General features: G+C 38.8%; 17 protein-coding genes. 11 read left to right on the top strand and 6 right to left on the bottom strand.

Going from position 1 to position 21,395, the window contains the following annotated elements; genetic code table 11:
- Positions 1-7: 7 nt before the first annotated feature.
- Positions 8-6,040: a hybrid sensor histidine kinase/response regulator gene (locus CLI64_RS14565; protein WP_103137890.1), complete on the bottom strand. Its 6,033-nt coding sequence runs from the start codon at positions 6,038-6,040 to the stop codon at positions 8-10.
- A gap of 336 nt (positions 6,041-6,376) precedes the next feature.
- On the opposite strand from CLI64_RS14565, the gene tsaB reads away from it, so the two are divergent.
- Both tsaB and CLI64_RS14575 read left to right on the top strand, forming a co-directional pair.
- Positions 6,377-7,030 carry a tRNA (adenosine(37)-N6)-threonylcarbamoyltransferase complex dimerization subunit type 1 TsaB gene (tsaB, locus tag CLI64_RS14570; RefSeq protein WP_103140734.1) on the top strand — a complete coding sequence of 218 codons (654 nt, stop codon included), beginning with the start codon at positions 6,377-6,379 and terminating at the stop codon, positions 7,028-7,030.
- A 137-nt stretch (positions 7,031-7,167) separates the two neighbouring features.
- Positions 7,168-8,211 (top strand): DUF6709 family protein, encoded by a 1,044-nt coding sequence (locus tag CLI64_RS14575; RefSeq protein ID WP_103137891.1) that lies wholly within the window; start codon positions 7,168-7,170, stop codon positions 8,209-8,211.
- Between the two features lie 134 nt (positions 8,212-8,345).
- Here the strand turns inward: CLI64_RS14575 and CLI64_RS14580 are convergent, their stop codons facing one another.
- On the bottom strand, positions 8,346-9,017 hold the full coding sequence (locus CLI64_RS14580; RefSeq protein ID WP_103137892.1) for a DUF4231 domain-containing protein: 672 nt from the start codon (positions 9,015-9,017) through the stop codon (positions 8,346-8,348).
- 3 nt (positions 9,018-9,020) lie between these two features.
- Positions 9,021-9,773: a hypothetical protein gene (locus CLI64_RS14585; protein WP_103137893.1), complete on the bottom strand. Its 753-nt coding sequence runs from the start codon at positions 9,771-9,773 to the stop codon at positions 9,021-9,023.
- 116 nt (positions 9,774-9,889) lie between these two features.
- Here CLI64_RS14585 and CLI64_RS14590 point away from each other — a divergent pair, with 116 nt between their 5' ends.
- Positions 9,890-10,792, top strand: a complete 903-nt coding sequence (locus CLI64_RS14590; protein ID WP_103137894.1) for an ABC transporter ATP-binding protein — start codon at positions 9,890-9,892, stop codon at positions 10,790-10,792.
- Between the two features lie 2 nt (positions 10,793-10,794).
- Here the strand turns inward: CLI64_RS14590 and CLI64_RS14595 are convergent, their stop codons facing one another.
- Positions 10,795-11,475: a tetratricopeptide repeat protein gene (locus tag CLI64_RS14595; RefSeq protein ID WP_103140735.1), complete on the bottom strand. Its 681-nt coding sequence runs from the start codon at positions 11,473-11,475 to the stop codon at positions 10,795-10,797.
- A gap of 511 nt (positions 11,476-11,986) precedes the next feature.
- Between CLI64_RS14595 and CLI64_RS14600 the strand changes: the two genes are divergently transcribed.
- Entirely contained in the window at positions 11,987-12,313 is a 327-nt protein-coding gene (locus tag CLI64_RS14600) for a YbjQ family protein (RefSeq protein ID WP_103140736.1), read from the top strand.
- Positions 12,314-12,959: 646 nt separating this feature from the next.
- Positions 12,960-13,604, top strand: coding sequence for a hypothetical protein (locus CLI64_RS14605; RefSeq protein WP_103137895.1), 645 nt, complete (start codon positions 12,960-12,962; stop codon positions 13,602-13,604).
- Positions 13,605-13,699: 95 nt separating this feature from the next.
- Here CLI64_RS14605 and CLI64_RS14610 read toward each other — a convergent pair whose 3' ends face one another.
- Together CLI64_RS14610 and sufR are read right to left on the bottom strand one after the other, a co-directional pair.
- Entirely contained in the window at positions 13,700-13,960 is a 261-nt protein-coding gene (locus CLI64_RS14610; RefSeq protein ID WP_103137896.1) for a hypothetical protein, read from the bottom strand.
- Positions 13,961-14,220: 260 nt separating this feature from the next.
- Positions 14,221-14,889, bottom strand: a complete 669-nt coding sequence (gene sufR, locus CLI64_RS14615) for an iron-sulfur cluster biosynthesis transcriptional regulator SufR (protein ID WP_103137897.1) — start codon at positions 14,887-14,889, stop codon at positions 14,221-14,223.
- 226 nt (positions 14,890-15,115) lie between these two features.
- On the opposite strand from sufR, the gene sufB reads away from it, so the two are divergent.
- The 6 genes from sufB to CLI64_RS14645 all read left to right on the top strand — a co-directional run bounded on the left by sufB (position 15,116) and on the right by CLI64_RS14645 (position 21,355).
- Entirely contained in the window at positions 15,116-16,555 is a 1,440-nt protein-coding gene (gene sufB / locus CLI64_RS14620; protein ID WP_103137898.1) for a Fe-S cluster assembly protein SufB, read from the top strand.
- A 66-nt stretch (positions 16,556-16,621) separates the two neighbouring features.
- Entirely contained in the window at positions 16,622-17,410 is a 789-nt protein-coding gene (gene sufC / locus CLI64_RS14625) for a Fe-S cluster assembly ATPase SufC (protein ID WP_103137899.1), read from the top strand.
- The gene (gene sufD, locus CLI64_RS14630) at positions 17,410-18,759 is read left to right on the top strand and encodes a Fe-S cluster assembly protein SufD (protein ID WP_103137900.1); all 1,350 of its coding nucleotides are present in this window, start codon (positions 17,410-17,412) and stop codon (positions 18,757-18,759) included. Before sufC ends, sufD begins: the two co-directional genes overlap by 1 nt.
- Positions 18,760-18,946: 187 nt before the next feature.
- Positions 18,947-20,209, top strand: a complete 1,263-nt coding sequence (locus CLI64_RS14635; protein ID WP_103137901.1) for a cysteine desulfurase — start codon at positions 18,947-18,949, stop codon at positions 20,207-20,209.
- 33 nt (positions 20,210-20,242) lie between these two features.
- Positions 20,243-20,692: a hypothetical protein gene (locus CLI64_RS14640; RefSeq protein ID WP_103137902.1), complete on the top strand. Its 450-nt coding sequence runs from the start codon at positions 20,243-20,245 to the stop codon at positions 20,690-20,692.
- A 63-nt stretch (positions 20,693-20,755) separates the two neighbouring features.
- A complete protein-coding gene (locus tag CLI64_RS14645) occupies positions 20,756-21,355 on the top strand; it encodes a hypothetical protein (RefSeq protein ID WP_103137903.1) in 600 nt (199 codons plus the stop codon).
- The last annotated feature ends 40 nt before the right edge of the window (positions 21,356-21,395 follow it).

The following is a 21,395-nucleotide window of genomic DNA, read 5'->3' on the forward strand; positions in this document are numbered from 1 at the left end:
AAAAAGTTTAAAATTGTTTAAGAAAATCTACAATCTGCTTGCCTTTAAAACCTTTGACAAGTTGACGTAAATAATTAGCGAATGGAATTAATTTTTCGTCTAATTCCTCTAGTTTTTCAACTCTTTGAGCAATAGCTCTGAGATTACCGCGCATTGCTAAATCCAGCAAAACCGTTAATTCGTCAGATGATGGAGTTAGTAGCCGCCAATCTTCGATTTGAGAGTTGGGATGATCATGTGTTGGTGTTGTTTGTAGCCTTCTTTCATATTGATAAATCCATTGTAAATTTAAATGAAATTGTAATTTTTCTAAAAGATCATCTATCTGGATGGGCTTGGGTAGAAAGTCATTACAACCAACTTCTTGACTCTGCTGTTGTTCAACGTCAAAAACACTAGCTGAAATTGCAATTACTACCGTTTTCTCTAATTCTGGTAACATCCTGAGACGGCGTGTCGCTTCAAAGCCATCCATTCTATTCATTACTAAGTCCATGAAAATCACATCTGGCTGAAATTCACGGGCTTTATTCACAGCATCTATGCCATCTATGGCTTCTAAGGTGATAAAACCCAAAGGTTGGAGTAAATTAACTAAAATAGAGCGATTTTCTGGTTTATCATCTACTACCAATATTTTGCGTTTTTCACCAGTAAAAGCGACAATATCACCTTTTTCCGTACTGTTGGTATGGGTAGGATGGATAATTTCTGGTAAATCTATATCTAGCCAAAATGCACTACCTTTCCCTAAATTACTTTTCACATTTAGTTCACTATCCATCAGTTGAACTAACTGACGGCTAATAGCTAATCCTAAACCTGTTCCTTCAATTTTGAGGCTATCTTGACCCACCTGCTTAAAAGGAAGGAAAATTTCTTCTAATTGTTCTGTTGCGATACCAATACCTGTATCTTCTACATAAAATCTGATTTTAGACTTAGAATACTCAGTAGTAATAATTCCTGTTTCTAGTTGCCAATTTTCATATAGGGGTACATATCCTACGTGAAAATTAACGTAACCTGCTTGTGTAAATTTAACAGCATTACTCAGTAGATTAATTAAAACTTGTCGCAATCTCCGCTCGTCAGCATAGACTATCTTAGGCAAGGAAGAAGTTGGTTGATATAATAGCCGTAGACCTTTTTGTTCTGCACGGATACGACACATCTGGACAATACTATCTAGAAATTGCGAAAAATGGAATTGTTCTGGATAAAGTTCCATTTTTCGAGCTTCGATTTTAGAAATATCTAAAATATCATTAATTAATGTTAATAAATGTTTACTGCATTGATAAATAATATCAATACCATTTTTTTGTTGAGAGTTTAAATTTTTATCTTTCTGTAAAATTTGTGTATAACCCAAAATGCCATTGAGTGGAGTGCGAAGTTCATGACTCATGTTAGCTAAAAATTCACTTTTGGCACGGTTAGCAGATGCAGCAACTTCTTCTGCTTTTTGCCGTTCTTGGATTTCCTTTTGCAACAGGAGATTTTTTTCTTGTAATTCTAAAGTTCGGTGGGCTACTTTAATTTCTAAAGTGCGATTGTATTCTTCTAAAGAATTATAAAGACGAGCATTTTCTAAGGAAATTGCTGCTTGTGAAGATAAAAGTTGTAAGACTTCTACTCGCTCAGATGTAAACGCTCCGGCAATGAGATTATTTTCGAGATATAGTATGCCAATGAGCTTACCTTGATTAACAATTGGTGTGCATAAAATAGACTTTGGTTGATGTTTGATGATGTATTCGTCTTTGGCAAAGATGTCATGGTTAGTAGCATCGTGGAGAACTATATTTTCCTGGGTGTGATAGACATAATTAATTACAGATATGGGTAAATGTATAGTCGATGATAGTGGTAATGAATGTTGAATATTTATGTCATTTTCCGGAAAATTTCCTGAAGCTTCTATATATAAATTACTATTTTTTTGTAAAATTAAAAATCCCTTTTCTGCTCCTGCATTTTCAATAGCGATTTGCATTAATTTAGTTAGTAGCTTTTCTAAATAAATTTCGCCAGATAAAGCTTGTGATGCTTTAATGACAGTCGATACGTCAATAACTTTATCAATACCAATAGATAGAGGTGTGATAGTTTGATGAATTCCTAAATCAGTAACTTTTTGTGTCGATAGGTGAGATAAAAATTGTGAATATTGGGATTCTAAATCTTGGACTTTTGCAATAGCACCCCAAAGGAGATATCCATAATAAGCATCTGTTAAGTAGGGTTGGGCTATTTTGTTTTTCCCACAGTCAAAGTAAAATTTTGCTGCTAATTCATTGGCAAGTGCGGCTTCTTGGATGTATCCTTGGGCTTGAGCTGTAGCGATCGCACAATCATAATTTTCCACTGCTTGCCAATTCTCACCTAAAACTCTTGCTATCTCGGCGGCTACAAGTTCATACTTATGCTGAAAATTCATGGGTGCATGATCTGCCCATTTTCGCATTTTGGCCTGATTCTGCTGGACTTGCGCGAGGAGATATGCTTGTTCTAGAGGCTCGGCTGTAGTGTAGATTGCTAACTTCAATAAAGAATCATAAAAATAGAATTGGGGTACATTAAACCAACCTGTTACTCCATCTAAATATTCGCCTGCTTTGATGGCATATTCTTTAGCTTGTTCTAATTCGCCAAATAAATAACACAAAATTAATTTATTGAGAAATACGTAACATACTACTGTCCGTTCATTGGCTTGAATATGCAATGGCAATAATTGCTCTTCATTGTAAGCTGTACCGATTAATTTACAAGGATTTGCAGCTAAACCAATTAAATTCAAAACTACCTGATGAAATACTTGATGCCATGTGAGGGCAGTCTCTTGATGAATTTGAGCGATCGCTTGGCTAGATTTAGCCATTTCCTGTTCTAAATTCTTTAATTCTACACCGAGCCAAAATAAATATTGGCACCTATTACTAGCTGCATATCCAGTATGTACTAAATCTCCAAGTTCTAGCCCACTAGAATAAGCATTTTCTAAGAGTGGTAACGTTTCTCGGAGATGATTTTTCCAATGAATGATGAAGGTAGCAACTTTAAATAAGACTTGACTTTTGACTTCGCTAGTGTCTAAATTCTCTAAAAGAGCTAAAGCCACTTTGCCAAATTTATCGGCTGCGTCAATATCTTGCAATAAGCCACTAAAGACAACTCCATAATCAGCAAAACCACTGGCAGAAAAAGGACTTTTACCATGTTGGATAGATAAATTTACTTCCTGACAAGCCATCAGGATAAATAATGCAGGTGCTGATTGATAAGCCGCAGGTACTAAGCTAGCTATTAATCGTAAAGCTGCTAGTTGATTTACATCTGTCATTGACTGTAAATTAACTAAATCTTCTATATCTTTAGTTGCTAAATTAGCAGTTGTTTGGTTAATAGCTTGTTGAATATCTAAAAAAGTTGGCGATGCCGGTAGTTTAATTCCCAGGATTTCTAAAACTTGCAAACCCAACTGCACAGCCGCAATTAATTTGCGTTGGACTTCACAACTTTTAATACGTAATTCGTATATCTTGACCTTTTCTAATTGTGTGTTAGCTTGTTGTATAATCACCATAGCTAACTGTTCCATCTGTTCAAATTCGCCAATCAAAAATGCTACTTCTGCGGCTTCTTGATATATGGTTAATGTCAGTTGATAGTGTTCATCCCAACTAGCATTTGTTAATAAGCTTAAACCTTGCTGAAAATAACGAATCGCAGATTCGTAGGCGGTGGCTGCTTTTGCCTTTTGTCCAGCCAGAAGATTAAGTTCGATTAACTCAATTTTTTCCGATTCTAGGGTGAGTGATTCTGCACCGTAATTTAGATGATTAACTAATGTGAAAATATTTTCGTAACGTTCTTTATCAGTGGTATTTTGTAGGAGCGATCGCCCGATTTTAACATGGATTAACTGCTGCTCTGCCTCTGGAATCAGTGAGTAAGATGCCTGTTGTACACGATCATGTAAAAATTTATATGTAATTATCCCAGTTTTGTCGGGATAGCTATTAACTAACACAGGTATTTTAGCAGTTTCACCTTCTGGTAAAACCAAACCAGATTGCAAGGCTTCCCATAAATCAGCAGTCGTTTGCAGCACAGATTTCTCGTGAACAACACTTAAAACATCTAAGGTGAATTTATCACCAATACAAGCAGCTAGCTTTAAAATATTTTGTGTCGCTGTTGAGAGTTTTTGAATCTGATTTACCATCAGTTCAACAACATTATCAGTAATATCAATACTTTGTATTTGTTGAGTATCCCATTGCCAAGATGCTTCAATAAAATTAAATCTTAATAAATTTTCCTGTTGTAAAGCTTTGAGTAGTTGTTTTAAAAAGAAAGGATTACCTTGAGTTTTAGCAAATAATAAATCTGTTAATGGTTGCGTTCGGCTGATGTCTGTATGTAGGGTATCACTAACTAATTGATTAACATCATGTATTTGCAAAGTTCGGAGAACAAGATGATTAACGTTGATACTAGATTTTTGAATTGCTTCTAAAGTTGACATCAATGGATGCGTTGCATGAACCTCATGATCACGATATGCTCCTAAAATTAAGAGATATTTACTCTCAGGATCATCAATGAGTAGTTGAATTAGTTTTAATGAAGCTGTATCTGCCCATTGCAAATCATCCAAAAAAATTACTAGTGGATATTCTGGTTGACAAAAGACATGAATAAATTGCTGAAAAACGCGCTTAAATCTATTTTGGGCTTCATGTAATCCTAATGGTGTTACTTCTGTTTGAGTCCCAATAATTCTTTCAACTGCGGGAATCACATCAATAATTAATTGCCCATTAGCACTAACAGCTTCTAAGATTTTACTTCTCCAAGTTGCTATATTAGCCGAATTTTCAGTTAATAACTTCTGGATTAATTCCTGAAATGCTTCAATCAACAAAGCATAAGGAACGTTCCGCTTGAATTGATCAAATTTTCCGGTGATAAAATGACATTTATGTTGAGCAATAATCTGATGAATTTCGTTCACTAAGGAAGATTTACCAACACCAGAATAACCACTAATTAACATTACCTCTGATGTGCCACAACTCACTCGTTCAAAGGCATTAATTAAAGCAGCTAGTTCTGCTTCTCGACCATAAAGTTTTTGAGGAATACGCAGTTGACTATATAAATCTAGTTGTCCAATAGTAAAATTGTCAATTTTATTATTACTTTGCCAGGAGTAAAAACACCTTTCTAAATCAGATTTTAACCCTAGATAATTTTGATATCTATCTTCAGTATTTTTCGCTAGTAACTTCATGATTATATCAGAAATTGCTAGTGGTATTTTGGGATTAACTGCGGTCGGAAGTAATGGGATTTTAGCGATGTGAGCATAAATTAAATCTAAAGGATGATCAGCAATAAATGGTGGTTTACCTGTGAGCATTTCATAAAAAATTATTCCTAAAGAATAAAAATCAGTACGATAATCAACCACACAATTCATCCGTCCAGTTTGTTCGGGAGAAATGTAAGCTAAGGTATCAGCTAATAAATTAGAGTTATAAGTATAATCATTTTGTTTATCTAGATAAGACTCCAGACTAAACCCCAGCATTTTGACTTGATATGTTTGGGGATTAATCAAGATGTTGTGAGGCTGAATACTTTGATGAATAATATTATTTTGATGTAATTGAGCTAAACTCGTCGCTAATTTTAGAGCTATATTCAAAAAAGTAGCAATATCAAGACATTGTGCCTTTAAAAAACTTTTTAATGTTTGACAACCAAAGTCAGCAATAATTATGGCTAAATTGTTTTGATTTATTTCTAGGGCAATGGGTATAACAGCACCTTGATGATTTAATAACTGCAATATTTGATATTCATATTTTAGTTGATTAATTTGTTCTAATTTAGGATAGTCTGTCTTGATTTTTTTGATAATTACTGATACTTGTTCTGATTCTTGTACTGCTCGATAAATACCGATATTCTCAGTCTCATAAAGAATTTCAGTGATTTGATAACCAATAATTAAAAGACCCATCATTTTTATGTAAATTTCTAATAGCTAGTCAGCCGATATGTCAGCAGTCATTTTTAAATATGTTGATGACGCTTTGACTTGGTTGTATATATTATGGTTAATTTTGTAGATAAATTTTGGGTATTTCCTAAATTATTCTTTCATGAACATATAATTTAACTAAAGTTAAGGATTCTGTGAGTGTATACTTTAACGTAGAATATAATTTTGTTTCAAAATAGACATTTTTATTGGCAATACTACCTTAATGCTTGCAAACAAGATGTGTAGGCAAATATGATGTAGTTAAATAAGTATGTCTTGTCAACTTTAGAACAAATAGTAGATTAATTGGCTTTGATTACACAATCAGAAAACTTAACATTGGCAAAATACGGTTTATCACTGCATACAACTACACCCCAACTAGGTTTAGCCATTAGTAATTTCGCTGGCAATACTCGTTTTCAGATTTGGGATTTAGGGCGTGATTTATCTAGTTATGTACATCAATATTTAATAGAATTCATCAAACCACAAACATGGCAAGATTTGGCATTTGTTGCGGTAGCTAAAGGCCCCGGAGGCTTTACGGGAACTCGAATTGGTTTGGTTCTGGCTCGCACTTTGGGGCAACAATTAAATATTCCGGTGTTGGGGGTGTCTACTTTAGCCGCAGTAGCTTGGTCTTATGGTAGCAAACATCAGGAAGGTAAAGCGATCGCCGTAGAAATGCCAGCACAACGGGGACAGGTTTTTGGCGCGATTTATCAAGTTTCTTCCGAGAATTCCGGCTTAATCAGTTTATTTCCTGATACGGTGTTGACTCCAGAAACATGGCAAGAAACCCTCGCTAACTGGGAAACTGACTATCAGCTGGTCACAGCCAAATCTGGTTTAGCAGCTACAGTGACTAGTATCTTACAACTAGCTCATTTTGATTGGCAACTAGGACAGCGTCCTCATTGGTCAGAAACTTTACCTTACTACGGTCAGCATCCAGTAGTTTAACTTAGCCAGATATTTTCTCAGTAATTACACCAGATTTAGCAAATTTTTGTATAATTATATGCCATCGTAATTTATTTTAGGTTAGTTTATAAATTCCTACGCCAGTTCAAAATCACGATATTCTATAATTGACAACTATGGAAAATACAGGAATTTATAAACACATTCAGCGCAGCAATCGCAATCTTTTAGCTGTCAACATTTGTTTAGTCTTATCTGTGATTGCTATAGCTGGGATGAGTAGGCGATATTTATACAACTTCTTCTTTGGGCCTTTTCCTATAGATAATCAGACACTTTTATCAAACACTACCCCAGACAGTAGATTACAGTATTTCGTCAAAATCCGTGGCAGTGAATCTTTAAATACTGGTGTTCAGGAAGTAGAAAGAGAGGTGAGTAAATCTACAGGAGAAACTAAAAGCGAAACAGTGAAAGCACATTATTTGGCTTTAGTGATTGAACAAAAATTACTCCTAGTTAAAACACCTAATGCTAACGATTCTAAGGAATTTACTGGTGCATTGATAACTTTACCAAATGATGCGCGTGAAAAAATTGTCAATGAAGCCGAAGCTGAATTTCCGGCTTTGCGTGGCGTTTTTCTACCTTTAATGCTGGATGCTACGAATTTTCGTAACTCTGGATATATAGGATTAGGTATCGGAATTCCTCTTTTCCTTTTGGGAGTGTGGAATTTATTCAAAGTAGTTAAAAGGAAAGAGAACATAGAAAATCATCCGATTATGGAGGATTTAAAAAGGTTTGGTTCTCCTAATGATGTGGCGTTTAAAATAGATTCTGAATTACAGATAGCAGGTAATAAATCTACTATTGGGCCTGCTCAAATTACACCTTCTTGGATACTAAGGTCTCATTTTTTTGGGTTAGAAATACTCAATTTAAATGATATTGTTTGGATATATAAAAATGTGACAACTCATTATAAATACTTTATTCCCGTTGGTAAAACTTATGCGGTAGTTATCTATAATCGTCAAGGGAGACTATTAGAAATTCCCTGTAAAGAGCAGGAAGTCACTAGTATTATTGAACAAGTTATTACTTATGTACCTTGGGTTATAGCGGGATATAGCCAGGAGTTACAAGAGGTATGGCAGAAAAATTTCTCTCAAATGATTGAGTTTGTGGATATGAAGCGGCAAGAAATTAGTAATTAGCTATAATTTAAGGTTTGCAGTAGTAACTTTAGTTCTCTCTACGAGACGCTCCGCGAACAAAGAAGGACTAAAGTCCTGACTACGAACTAGGGTATTTTAACGGTTTAGGTTGTCAAGTCGTTCTGCTGAGACTGCTATTGAATGTTAGCATTGCTATCATTTTCTGTGTTTACTGTTTCGTCTTCTTGTGTTGCCGAATTAATCTTTTTTGCCTGCGGTGTGTGGATATTATCTGGAATTTGTTGCTGTTTTTCATTTGTCTTTTCTTGCACAACTTGAGTAGAATATATTTCTACATCTCGTTGGATGATATCTTCTACTTGACTAGCAAAAGTGTTAAATGCCTGCTCATGGTTAGGATATTGATGATAAATTCCTGCCAGTTGAGAAAATTGCCAGCCTTGGGTTTTTAAAGATTCGACTGTGCGGCGATAATGCCGCCAACGTTCTCCGTAATGAAAGAATTCTTCCACAGCCGCACTAATTGCTACTACTTGACTTAAACCAAAAGTTGACCAAACAATAATTTCTTTGAGAGGAAAATTTTTATTATTGCCTAGAGAGGGATTATTAATACTATTGATACTCACCAAAGCGGGAAGAATTATACCGCCAATAATGGTGGTGATTCTTAATTTATAGTAGCGATCGCGTGATTGATTGGCTTTACCTTCCATCCAGAGGATTTGATCTAACCAGCGCGATCGCAAAAAATGTCTTTGCTCATCGCGCAGTTTAATAATTTCAAATAACTGATTAAAATCTTGCTTTAAAAATTCCTGGTAAGTATCCTTTTGCTTCGCCATTTTTCATTTTGAGGTAGACAGCACACTCTTCATTATTGCGGCTAAACTCTCAAATCCTGCTGTGGAATCAAATAAATTAACGTAGTGTATCATACCAGATTTAGCCAGTTCTGTAGCTCTAGGATCTGTCTTTTCTCCATGTAAGGCACTGGTGATCATATCTGCGGTTCTACCACTACCACCTACCACAATCACTAATCTTTTTGCCTTCACATTCTGGTAAGCATCCTCAAAAGTAATCTCACCACCATTAATTAATATAGTGAGAGAAGGCGCGCCATTAGCCAAAACAGTGGCTAATTGAGCTAACCAAGGAGATTCATCACCCCAATTGTTACCAGGAACTAACACAAAATAATTGTGGTTTGGTTCTAAAGGTGTAGCATCAGCAGATGGTTCTAAACAATCAGGTAAAGCAACTTTACTTGCAGGTGCAACACCCACTAAAGCAAATTTTCCTCCGATTTGGGTACGCGCTTCACCCATGAGGCGCATTACTCCCGCATCAGTACCCCCATCCAAAACATAAGCACCCAAATTTTCGGCAATAGGAGCTAAGATTTCCCGAAACAACCGTTGGATTTGCAGAAAATCTGCTGCACTCATCCTGCTTGCACCCCCTATAACTACTAGCGAAGGACGAGCCATCGGCAAACCCATTGCGGCTACAGCTTGGGGTAAATCTGTGATTTGCTGTACATAAATAGCAGTTGCTATTTGTCCATTTTCAAAGCTTAGTTGTAAAGGTTTTTCCATAGCCCTTGTTTGTCAAGAAACATCAGGAATCGATTCCTGAGTGACAGCTTGAACCCCAGTTACTATTCCCTAATGAATGGTAGTGTATGTATTGAAACTGTGTCATCAATTGGTTCATGACTGCTGCTGTTCTGTTAGAAAACGTCTACAAATTTTACAATCAAGTTCCTGTCGTTAATGATTTATCCTTCACCATCAAACCTGGGGAAATCTTTGCACTCCTCGGCCCCAACGGTGCCGGAAAATCAACCACAATTAGGATGTTGACGACATTAACAAAACCGTCCCAAGGCCGGGTAGAGGTGGCTGGGTATGATGTGGTACGCCAACCCATGCAAGCTAAACAAAATATTGGTGTAGTGTTACAGTCAATCAGTGTGGATGGACAGTTAACTGTCTGGGAAAATCTGGAATTGTACGCTAGATTACGCCATATTGCTAATCCCCAAAGACAGCGATTAATTAATCAATGGTTGGAGTATGTAGAACTAGCAAATAGACGGGATAGCTTGGTAAAAACCCTGTCTGGAGGAATGAAACGGCGGTTACAGATAGCGAGAGCTTTGTTACATCAACCACAAATTTTATTTTTAGATGAACCCACAGTGGGACTCGACCCCCAGACTAGGCGGCGACTGTGGGAGATGATTCGAGACTTGAATAAGCAAGGGATGACGATATTACTGACAACTCATTATATGGATGAGGTCGAGTTTCTCTGTGATGCTTTTGGTTCTACTAAACCTGGACGCATCGGCATTATGGATGGCGGTAAACTGATTTCTTTAGGCACTTTACAACAGTTGCGTTCGGTTCACGGTGAAGGTTTGGTGATGAAGCAATTGGATGTTAGCGCATCTGGAGCAGATAGTGCGCGGCGTTGGGAATATTTATTTTTCCCTTCTCTTGCAGAAGCCAATAGTTATTTAAATCAACAGACAGATAAAACGGGAATGATGGTACGTCCTTCTAATTTAGAAGATATTTTTGTTGAACTCACAGGACGAGAATTAGAGTGATTTTAACCGCCTAATTCTTGCAACATCGCTTCCACTCTGGCTACTCCATCAGCATCATTACGTCGCCGATACAAGTCACGCGCTTTTTGCAATACACTGCTGGCTTGTTTGGTTTGTCGGCGTTGTTTGTACATGAGAGCCATAAATTCATAGGTTTGAGCATAGTTTTTATCTATATTAATTGCTTGCTCAAAGGCCCAATTAGCGGCTGTAAAGTCTCCCATGCGGGATTGGGTCACACCTAATCCTATATAAGCGTTGATATGATTGCGGTTGAGTTGGATGGCGCGGCGGTAGGCTTCCTTTGCGCCAGGAGTATCACCCATATTGCCTTTGATGTAACCGACAGCGTAGTAAAAATCGCTATTATTGGAGTCGATCGCGATCGCACGACGGTATGCTGCTAATGCTGCTTGAAAATTGCCTTGTTGAGCGTAGAGATAACCTATCCCAGAGTGGATTTTAGCATTGCGATTATCTATGGCTGCGGCTCGTTGATAAACTGCGATCGCGCCGTTGTAATCCCCAGCATCCACCAGCCGCTTGCCTTCCTCTAAAAGAGGCTTTAATTCTGCTCTATTGGCTTGCACAACTAACGTTTGCGCCTGTGCTACAGATGGCATACTCCAAGCACTACATCCTAACAATAAAATTCCCACTATAAGTGATATGCGTTTGTACACAGTAAAATCCCCTAAATTATGATGAACTTTTTTCTTGTTCATTAAAACAAAAATTTTACTTTTTGAAAACTGTATTTGTCTACCTTCATAAAATATTAATAATCAGTATATTACTTAGCAATTACGTCTGTCAAAATCTAGAAATTATACGTAGTTTAATCATAAATAATTGACAGTGAAATATACTGTATAAATCAATTCAAAGGTCAAATTAAATCTGCTTTAATCAGTTATATTTTATGGGGGATAAATAAAAGCGAAATCAGCTATCAACTTTGTCACACCATTGTTCTAGCGAAATCAACTGCTATACTAGCATCGGGGGATTACTCCAGGATATATCCAATTTTTCTGGCATCGTTCTCAAATTTCTCACAATTTTGTAGTTATTTTTTAGCTAAAATTTACCCCTACAGTAGACAGTAACGAAAATAACAGCTTGTGTTATAAAAAACACTGATAGTGATAATACATAGATGCAAACCAATATCCCATATATGAGGATTTAATGATGATTTTAACTACCACTGATGTGATTCAAGGCGGAGTAATTGACGCGTACTTAGGTATTGTGACGGCAGAAGTAGTTTATGGCAGTAATTTTCTACGGGATTTTTTAGCTAGTATTCGTGATGTTATTGGTGGACGCACTGGTAGTTACGAACGCCTATTTGAGCAAGGACAAAAAAAAGCTATAGAAGAATTAGGACAACGAGCCTCACGTTTAGGTGCTAACGCTGTTATCGGCATTGAAATTGACACAGGTACGATTAATGTTGATCAATCAGGAGTGTTATTACTGATTACTGCCACAGGCACGGCGGTAAAATTACGCTAATTGAAGAATTTCTGTCTGAATTACTTTTAGTAGAGTTGCTCGTATTTGTCCACTACACAAATTATCATAGTCAAAATCCCCGACTTTTTAAAAAGTTGGGGATTTGAACAACCAGCAACCTGTCAAAAGCGATTGTGTGGAGTAGTAATTCCTAACTAATAAAGATATTTGAATTTGCTGATATTAGGTAAAGCAGTTGCATTTATATTTTTTACCCAATTATGAATAAGATACTTGCCAAATAAGCTGCATCAGATTTAAGTAGAACAGAGTAAATAATTAAAGGTGTGTAGTAAGAACTTTAGTTCTTAAAAAAGGACTAAAGTCCTTACTACAAAATAAATACTAGTATTTTACATTGCTTAATATAGTTTGGTTTCTTCTAGTTGTTATGCTTACAAGCAAAAAACAAAAATGATCATGAAAATAGTAGACAAGCACTGACTCAATTAAAATTGAGCAAAAATAAAACTTAATTTATGAAAATAAACATAATAGTTTGTTACTACTGGCGATAGAGCTAATAACTCTTTCTGCTGATAGATATTAAAAATAAAGATTCACCATTTAATTTTAAACGTAAGCAATAAAAATAACTAACTTGAAAATACTTTGCTCAATAAAACAGCAAGGGAGAATGTAGATTATGTCATACATAAATCGCGTAGGTGATGATGTCGTTCAGCCTGAGCCTGGAGTCATAGCCAGTAGAGTCGGTGAATATCATGATCGTGTGCGCTGGGGGCCGATTATTTCAGGTGTGTTGGTGGCTTTAGCTACACAGTTAATTTTGAGTTCTTTATTTGCAGCTATTGGAGCCGGTACAATTGCAGGTTCGGGTGCGCCAAGAAGCATCACCCCTGGAGTTGCTAGCAATATAGGGATTTGGTCAACTATAGCTTTATTAATTTCTCTATTTGTGGGGGGTTGGGTGACAAGTCGCGCTTGTGGCCCCATGAACCGTAATACAGCCCTCCTCAACGGCGCGATTTTGTGGGCAACTACTTTGGCTTTGAGTTCTTGGCTACTAGCAAGTGGCGTATCCGGTGCTTTTGGTGTTGCGGCAAGCAATGCTGGAGCCGTTATCAATCAAGTACAACAGCCTGGAGGTGCATCTTTACCCCAAAACGTTCCTCAGTTAACCCCTGAACAAGCTCGCGATATTGCTTCTGCTACTTCTAAAGCTTTGTGGTGGTTTGTTCTTGGTTCTTTGTTAGGTTTAGCCGCAGCTTTGATGGGTGCAGCTTTGGGAGTTCGTAGTCCCCGAACCAATGGTTATCATCACACTTAATAATTCAATAAAAACAACCTATAGCTAAACTCGTTACTTAGTGATAGCTAGTAACGAGTTTTTGTTATGCTTCGTTAAAATCATGGCTCGAAATATTACCACTTCAAATAGGCAGACTCTAAGCCTTGTTCCCTTCTTACCTTCCCATCTTTTTCAAACCAAGCAATTACTTGTTGTGTAGTTAAATCTTCAATCGCCACACCATATTCTTGGGCAATGTGTTTTAAGAGTTTCAAGGAAGAAATTGTCAGGCGAGTTAAAAATTTTTCTGGCGATGATAACAGGGCTGCGTCTACTTTCTCTGACTCTTCTAAAGTGAGAAATTGAGTTGATGGTTGTTGTGATGGTAAATCCATAATCAATTCAAAATTCAAAATTCAAAATTAAGAAATCGAACCGCAGTAAGCGTAAGAGCTTCAAAGTTAACTTTCGGTGATATTATGAAATCATTGGTAAACTGCTTTACCAACTGGCTAGGATGAATGACATAAACTAGCTGTGAAAACTAATTTACATATTTTATTTTTTAGCTTCTCCACCTAAAAGTTACATTATTGTCATTGTCAATACAAGCTAAAAGCCATCTCCCTTGCTCCCTTGCTCCCTGCTCCCCTGCTTATTTACGGGCTTGTACTAGATAGCCGCAACGATGTTCGCCGTTAATTAGCCAGTGGGTACGCTCAACTGTACAGTCTGGGAGAACAGCCGCAAACATTTCTAGTTCATGGCCGCACACACTGGGGAATGATTCCGCCACATTAGAAATTGCACAGTTGTGTTCCATGAAAATAAATCGTTGCTCTTCTCTAGGATGAGGAGAATTTACAGGGTGATATTCCGCCATGAAACCTTCAGCTTTTCGCAGTTCGACTAAATTCGCTACCCGTTCTTCGAGTGAACCGTTACCGACGCGATCGCGATATTCTTGGGCTTTGCGTTCCCATTGTTTTTGTAAGATGGTCTTAAATTGGTCTTGTCCCACCGTTTCCGCTAACGTATCAAGGAGAGAAACGGCAAAATCCCCGTGGCGATCGCTAGCTGATTTATGCAGGCGTTCCCTTCCCTGGCGACTCAACTCATAAACGTGTTGCGGTCGCCCCATCCCAGCTTGTACCGTATTTGAATAGACAATCAACTCCTCCATCTCCAAATCTTTGAGATGACGACGAATTGCTTGGGGGCTGACATCCAAGATTTCCGCCAAGTCAAGGGCTGTGGCTTGGGAATGCTTGAGGAGATACTCTAGGATCTCTTGCTTAGTTGAGGACTGTTGAGTAGTCGCCATCGTAGTCCAAAAAATTTTTTGAGAAAATTTGACTTTGACAACATTGTTGTTGTTAATCTAGCGTAAAATGAAATTACATTAAACAACATGATTGTTGTTTTAGTCTATATCTATATTGTAACAGCCGTTTAACTACTCAGTTAGACAAGATGGGAAGCAACCCAGCTTCACCCGTCTCCATCCTTAAAGAGAACCACTAATTCCTGAACACAAGAGACCACTAGCGATGAGTGCTACTGTCAAAACCTTAGTCAACCAGCCCTACAAGTACGGTTTCGTCACTGACATTGAAACCGACACGATTCCGCGTGGACTAAACGAGGACATCATCCGCTTAATCTCCGCCAAAAAAGAAGAGCCGGAGTTTATGCTGGAATTTCGCCTCAAAGCTTACCGCCAGTGGCTAAAAATGACCGAGCCAATATGGCCAAGCGTCACCTATCCACCTATCGATTATCAGGATATCATCTATTATTCCGCGCCTAAGCAAAAGAAAGAAAAACTCAACAGCTTAGAGGAAGTAGATCCTACCCTCCTAGAAACTTTCGAGAAATTGGGTATTCCCCTATCTGAGCAGAAGCGATTAGCAAACGTCGCTGTAGACGCGATTTTTGACAGCGTTTCCGTGGCTACTACCTTCAAAGAAAAACTCGCCAAAGATGGCGTAATTTTCTGCTCAATTTCTGAAGCCCTGCGGGAACACCCAGAACTAGTGAAAAAATATTTGGGTAGCGTTGTTCCCATTGCTGACAACTATTTCGCCGCCCTCAACTCGGCGGTATTTAGTGACGGTTCTTTTGTCTATATTCCTAAAGGCGTAAAATGCCCGATGGAACTGTCTACCTACTTCCGCATCAACTCCGGTGATACAGGGCAATTTGAACGGACTTTGATTGTGGCTGAAGAAGGTAGCTATGTTTCCTATTTAGAAGGTTGCACCGCGCCGATGTACGACAGCAACCAATTACACGCGGCTGTAGTGGAACTTGTCGCCCTCGATAACGCGGAAATTAAATACTCCACCGTACAAAACTGGTACGCCGGTGATGCTAACGGTAAAGGTGGTATTTACAACTTCGTTACCAAGCGCGGTTTGTGTCAAGGTGTGAATTCCAAAATTTCCTGGACACAGGTAGAAACAGGTTCAGCGATTACTTGGAAGTATCCTAGCTGTGTGTTAGTGGGTGATAATTCTGTCGGTGAATTTTACTCGGTGGCGTTAACTAATAATATGCAGCAAGCCGATACCGGGACAAAGATGATTCACATCGGGAAGAATACCCGCAGCACCATTATCTCTAAGGGTATTTCCGCAGGTAAGTCTAGTAATAGTTACCGGGGTTTGGTGAAAATTAATCCCAAGGCGGAAGGGGCGCGGAATTATTCTCAGTGCGACTCGATGCTAATAGGGGATAATGCTCACGCGAATACTTTCCCTTATATTCAAGTGCTGAATAATACTGGCAAAGTTGAACATGAAGCTTCTACCTCCAAAATTGGGGAAGATCAGTTATTTTACTTTGCTCAACGGGGAATTTCGGCGGAAGACGCGATTTCGATGATGATTAGCGGCTTCTGTAAGGATGTGTTTAATCAGCTACCTATGGAATTTGCGGTAGAAGCTGATAAGTTATTGAGCCTGAAACTAGAAGGTAGCGTGGGTTAAGGCTTGTAGTATACCGAAAGGTGCTGAAGCACCTACTACGAACCAAAAAATTAAGAGAGAGAGAACATGATTGTTGAAAATAGTGATGTGATTTTGTCGGTTAAGGGCTTGACGGCTGAGGTTGATGGTACGCCGATCCTCAAGGGTGTGAATTTGGAAGTGCGCGCTGGCGAAATTCACGCGATTATGGGGCCGAATGGTTCTGGTAAGAGTACCTTCTCTAAGGTGTTGTCGGGACATCCGGCTTATACTGTGACTGGTGGTGAGGTGATTTTCCAGGGACAGAATTTGCTGGAGTTAGAACCAGAGGAACGGGCGAGGGCTGGTGTGTTTTTGGCTTTCCAGTATCCTTTGGAAATTCCTGGTGTAAGTAATTTGGATTTCTTGCGGGTAGCTTATAACTCTCGTCGCAAGGCTCAAGGTTTGGAAGAGTTAGACGCTTTCGATTTTGATGATTTGATTGAGGAAAAGTTGGAAGTGGTGAAGATGAATCCCGCTTTCCTCGAACGTAGCGTGAATGAAGGTTTCTCTGGTGGGGAGAAAAAGCGCAACGAAATCTTGCAAATGGCTTTGTTAGAGCCGAAGTTGGCGATTTTGGATGAAACAGATTCGGGTTTAGATATTGACGCGCTGAAAATTGTGGCGCATGGGGTGAATCAACTCACTAGCCCAGAAAATGCCACGATTATGATTACCCACTACCAAAGATTACTAGATTATATTGTGCCTGATTTTGTCCATGTGATGGCGCGGGGACAAATTATCACCAGTGGCGGTAAGGAATTAGCCTTGGAATTGGAATCCCGTGGTTATGACTGGCTGTTGGAAGAAACTGCGGTTGGGGTGGGTGTGTAATGACAAATCAAGTTTCTCCTAGTGCAGTTCCTAACTCGGATGTGGCTAGTTTGTCATCTACTCTGTTGGATAGAGATGCTGAGTTAGTGGCTTTGTTAAATCAGGTGACTGTACCAGCTTCTACAGGTTGGTTACAGGAAATTAAAGAACGTGCTGCTAATTGGGTGCGTCACTCCACTATTCCTACTACCCGTGAGGAAGAATGGCGGTTTACTGATTTGTCTGAGTTGCGGCGGGTGGAATTCCATAGCTTTATGGCAACATCTCCTGACATCAGTGCATTCACGCTACCAGAATCTCATAACAGCCGCTTGGTGTTTGTTAACGGTGTTTACGCACCAGAGTTATCAGCCGTTGCAGATTTACCGACTGGTGTAGTGGTTGGTAATTTAAATGCGTTACCTGTAACTGAACAGGAACGGGTACAAAAGCATCTGGCTCAAGCTGAGGGTGCGTTAGAGGTATTTACTGCACTCAACACGGCGGGTATATCTGATGTGGCTGTTGTCTTGGTGGCGAAAAATGTCATCGTGGAAACGCCGATACATCTATTATTTATCTCCGTGGCTGGGGAAACTGCAACTATTGCTCAACCCCGGTGTTTGGTAGTAGCTGAAAGTGGTTCACAGGTAAGCATCATTGAAGACTATGTGACTACTTCAGGGGAGATGGGGGTTTACCTTACCAACGCTGTTACGGAAATTGCGATCGCTGACAATGCCCAAGTCAGTCACACTAGAGTAGAAAGAGATAGTCAACAGGCTTTCCACATCGGTAAGACAGCCGTTACTCAAGCCCGTTACAGTCGTTATACTTGTCATGCCCTTAGCTTGGGTGCAAAACTATCAAGGCATAATTTAGAGATTTTGCAAACTGGTGAGCAAACCGAAACCACTCTCAACGGTTTGACCATGATAGCAGGCAATCAAGTAGCGGATACCCACAGCGCGATCGCTCTCAATCATCCCTATGGTACAAGTAAACAATTACATAAATGTATTGTCGGCGATCGCGCTCACGCCATTTTCAACGGTAAAGTTTTCGTACCCAAACCAGCACAGCTAACCGACGCAGCCCAGTTAAACCGCAACTTGCTGCTATCATCAAAAGCCAGAGTTGACACCAAACCCCAACTAGAAATTACCGCCGATAACGTCAAATGCGCCCACGGTGCAACAGTCAGTCAGTTAGAAGATGATGAAATATTCTATCTGCAAAGCCGGGGTATTGATAGCAACGACGCACGCAAGTTATTAGTTAACGCCTTCGCCGCCGAAATCATCAATCAAATTGCAGTCCCATCTTTGCGAGACTCATTGTTAAACACAGTCAGAAGTAGTGCTGAGTAATGAGTAATGAGTAATGAGTGCTGTTAGCGGTAGCGCGGCGTTTAGCCGGTGCTGTTAGCGGAAGCGGGGCGTTCAGCCCGTGCTGAGTGAGAAGAGAAATTAATAAGTTCTTAGCTAATGACTAATGACTAATGACTAATGACTAATGACTGTTGACTATTGACTATTGACTATTGACTAACAACCAATGACCTACACTCCCACAAAAACCCTAGCTGATAAAGTCCGCGCTGACTTCCCGATATTACATCAGGAAATCAACGATAAGCCCTTGGTTTATTTAGACAATGCGGCGACATCACAAAAACCCTTGTTCGTCTTAAATGCACTCAGGGATTATTACGAACAATATAACGCCAACGTGCATCGGGGAGCGCATACCCTCAGTGCAAAAGCCACCGATGCTTATGAAGCTGCACGCGATAAAATAGCCAAATTTATTAATGCAGCTTCCCGCCAAGAAATTGTCTACACCCGCAACGCCAGCGAAGCCATTAACTTGGTAGCCTATAGCTGGGGAATGAACAATTTACAAGCTGGGGACGAAATTATTCTGTCGGTAATGGAACACCACAGTAATATTGTTCCTTGGCAATTTGTAGCGCAAAAAACTGGTGCAGTTCTCAAATTTGTGGAATTAACACCAGACGAAACCTTTGATTTAGAACAGTTTAAACAACTGATTTCGGAAAAAACTAAATTAGTTTCTATAGTTCATGTTTCTAATACACTGGGTTGTATAAACCCAGTGGCAGAGATTGCGAAGATTGCTCACAGATACGGCGCGAAATTCTTAGTTGATGCTTGTCAAAGTGTTCCCCATATGCCTGTCGATGTCCAAGAAATCGACTGTGATTGGTTAGTAGCATCTGGGCATAAAATGTGTGCTACCACAGGTATAGGTTTCTTGTATGGTAAGTTGGAATTACTAGAAGCAATGCCACCGTTTTTCGGTGGTGGTGAAATGATTGCTGAAGTGTATTTAGACCATTCTACCTATGCCGAATTACCCCATAAATTTGAAGCGGGAACACCTGCAATTGGGGAAGCGATCGCTCTCGGTGCAGCCATAGATTATCTTACTAATATAGGTATGGATAAAATCCACGCCTATGAAGCAGAATTAACTGCTTATTTGTTCCAAGAATTAGCTAAAATTCCCCAAGTCAGAATCTACGGGCCAAAACCCGATGCGAAGGGCGAAGGTAGAGCCGCTTTAGCAGCATTTACTGTTGAAGGTATCCACGCCAACGACTTATCTACATTATTAGATCAAGAAGGCGTAGCCATTCGTTCTGGACATCATTGTACACAACCATTACACCGTCATTTAGGTTTACCAGCCACCGCACGAGTCAGTTTATCTTTCTACAATACCCGTGAGGAAATCGACGTTTTCATCAAAGCACTCAAGGAAACCATTGACTTTTTTGTTGGAATATTTGGTTAATTTAGGGTGGGCTATGCCCACCTTTTAATTTTTATGAAAAAGTCTAGTTTAACTCTGTTATGCTTGCTTTGGGTTTTGATTCCTCATGCTGCGATCGCAGGAGGTGCAAGTTGGGAATATCACATTGTTAAGTTCAGGAGAACATCCCAAACATCAGCAGAATTTTCTCTACGTCCCACAAGACGAGAACAGAATTATCCTAGAAAAGAGTGCCAAGAAATTCTAGTACGCGCCCAATATCGTCCTGAAGCATTCTGGCGAAATACTTGGAGTAAATTCGTTTCTCGAAAAACACAAAGTCAAGCTCTAAATGTACTTGCAGAAGCATTTAAACAGAAAAAACCAACTCGATTTGGTGAGATAGGCACTGGTTTGAAAAAAGTAAACGGTAAAGCTTGTGTTTTTGAAAGTCGGGGACTTGATGTGCGTCAAGAACATCCTAGTAAACAAAATGCCATATATTCCTATCACGAACCTATTTAGCCTCATTAAGAGTGTTCAAAATCCTTCTTTCCTTTGGCTTAATAAATTACAGGAGTCGCTCAAATGTCATACAGTGACTTTACTTTAGACAAAGTTAGGAAGACCTTCGATTTAACCATCATCGATAAATTAGATATATTTGCATCTATTCCAGAAATCGAATCTCCTACATTACTCACAGAAATATTAAAGGAAAACATACCATTAGCTCTTGCTAGTAATACAGAAAAAGCTCGTTCTGAGATGATTATTGCCCCGATTTTAATTGCTATTAGAAAATATTTAAATAATCAAATCAGCTTATTTTCTGGTATTGATTTCACCGTTGAACCAGCACAGGGATTAAATGGTAACTGTGATTTTATTATTAGCCATTCTCCAGAATTATTAATTCTGAATGCACCAGTGGTAACAATTGTAGAAGCCAAGAAAGAAAATATTAACGCTGGGTTGGGTCAATGTGTGGCTGAAATGGTAGCTGCAAAGTTATTTAATGAACGTGAAGGCAATAATATTCCCATTATTTACGGGACTGTAACAACAGGTACTAACTGGAAATTTCTTAAACTTTATGAGCAATTAGTCGAAATTGACTTAAGTGAATATTATATTAATGCTCTAGGAAAAATATTAGGAATTTTATCTCACATTTTAGCAGAATGAGTGTATTTATAAATTAATCTTCTTTAGCTTACTAATTTTT

It is taken from the genome of Nostoc sp. CENA543 (genome assembly GCF_002896875.1).
Classification (GTDB): domain Bacteria; phylum Cyanobacteriota; class Cyanobacteriia; order Cyanobacteriales; family Nostocaceae; genus Trichormus.

Coding starts and splice junctions, on each gene's coding strand:
- CLI64_RS14565 (WP_103137890.1), bottom strand. CDS start 6,040: ATGGGTCTTTTAATTATTGGTTATCAAATCACTGAAATTCTTTATGAG.
- CLI64_RS14575 (WP_103137891.1), top strand. CDS start 7,168: ATGGAAAATACAGGAATTTATAAACACATTCAGCGCAGCAATCGCAAT.
- CLI64_RS14580 (WP_103137892.1), bottom strand. CDS start 9,017: ATGGCGAAGCAAAAGGATACTTACCAGGAATTTTTAAAGCAAGATTTT.
- CLI64_RS14585 (WP_103137893.1), bottom strand. CDS start 9,773: ATGGAAAAACCTTTACAACTAAGCTTTGAAAATGGACAAATAGCAACT.
- CLI64_RS14590 (WP_103137894.1), top strand. CDS start 9,890: ATGACTGCTGCTGTTCTGTTAGAAAACGTCTACAAATTTTACAATCAA.
- CLI64_RS14600 (WP_103140736.1), top strand. CDS start 11,987: ATGATTTTAACTACCACTGATGTGATTCAAGGCGGAGTAATTGACGCG.
- CLI64_RS14605 (WP_103137895.1), top strand. CDS start 12,960: ATGTCATACATAAATCGCGTAGGTGATGATGTCGTTCAGCCTGAGCCT.
- CLI64_RS14610 (WP_103137896.1), bottom strand. CDS start 13,960: ATGGATTTACCATCACAACAACCATCAACTCAATTTCTCACTTTAGAA.
- sufR (WP_103137897.1), bottom strand. CDS start 14,889: ATGGCGACTACTCAACAGTCCTCAACTAAGCAAGAGATCCTAGAGTAT.
- sufB (WP_103137898.1), top strand. CDS start 15,116: ATGAGTGCTACTGTCAAAACCTTAGTCAACCAGCCCTACAAGTACGGT.
- sufC (WP_103137899.1), top strand. CDS start 16,622: ATGATTGTTGAAAATAGTGATGTGATTTTGTCGGTTAAGGGCTTGACG.
- sufD (WP_103137900.1), top strand. CDS start 17,410: ATGACAAATCAAGTTTCTCCTAGTGCAGTTCCTAACTCGGATGTGGCT.
- CLI64_RS14635 (WP_103137901.1), top strand. CDS start 18,947: ATGACCTACACTCCCACAAAAACCCTAGCTGATAAAGTCCGCGCTGAC.
- CLI64_RS14640 (WP_103137902.1), top strand. CDS start 20,243: ATGAAAAAGTCTAGTTTAACTCTGTTATGCTTGCTTTGGGTTTTGATT.
- CLI64_RS14645 (WP_103137903.1), top strand. CDS start 20,756: ATGTCATACAGTGACTTTACTTTAGACAAAGTTAGGAAGACCTTCGAT.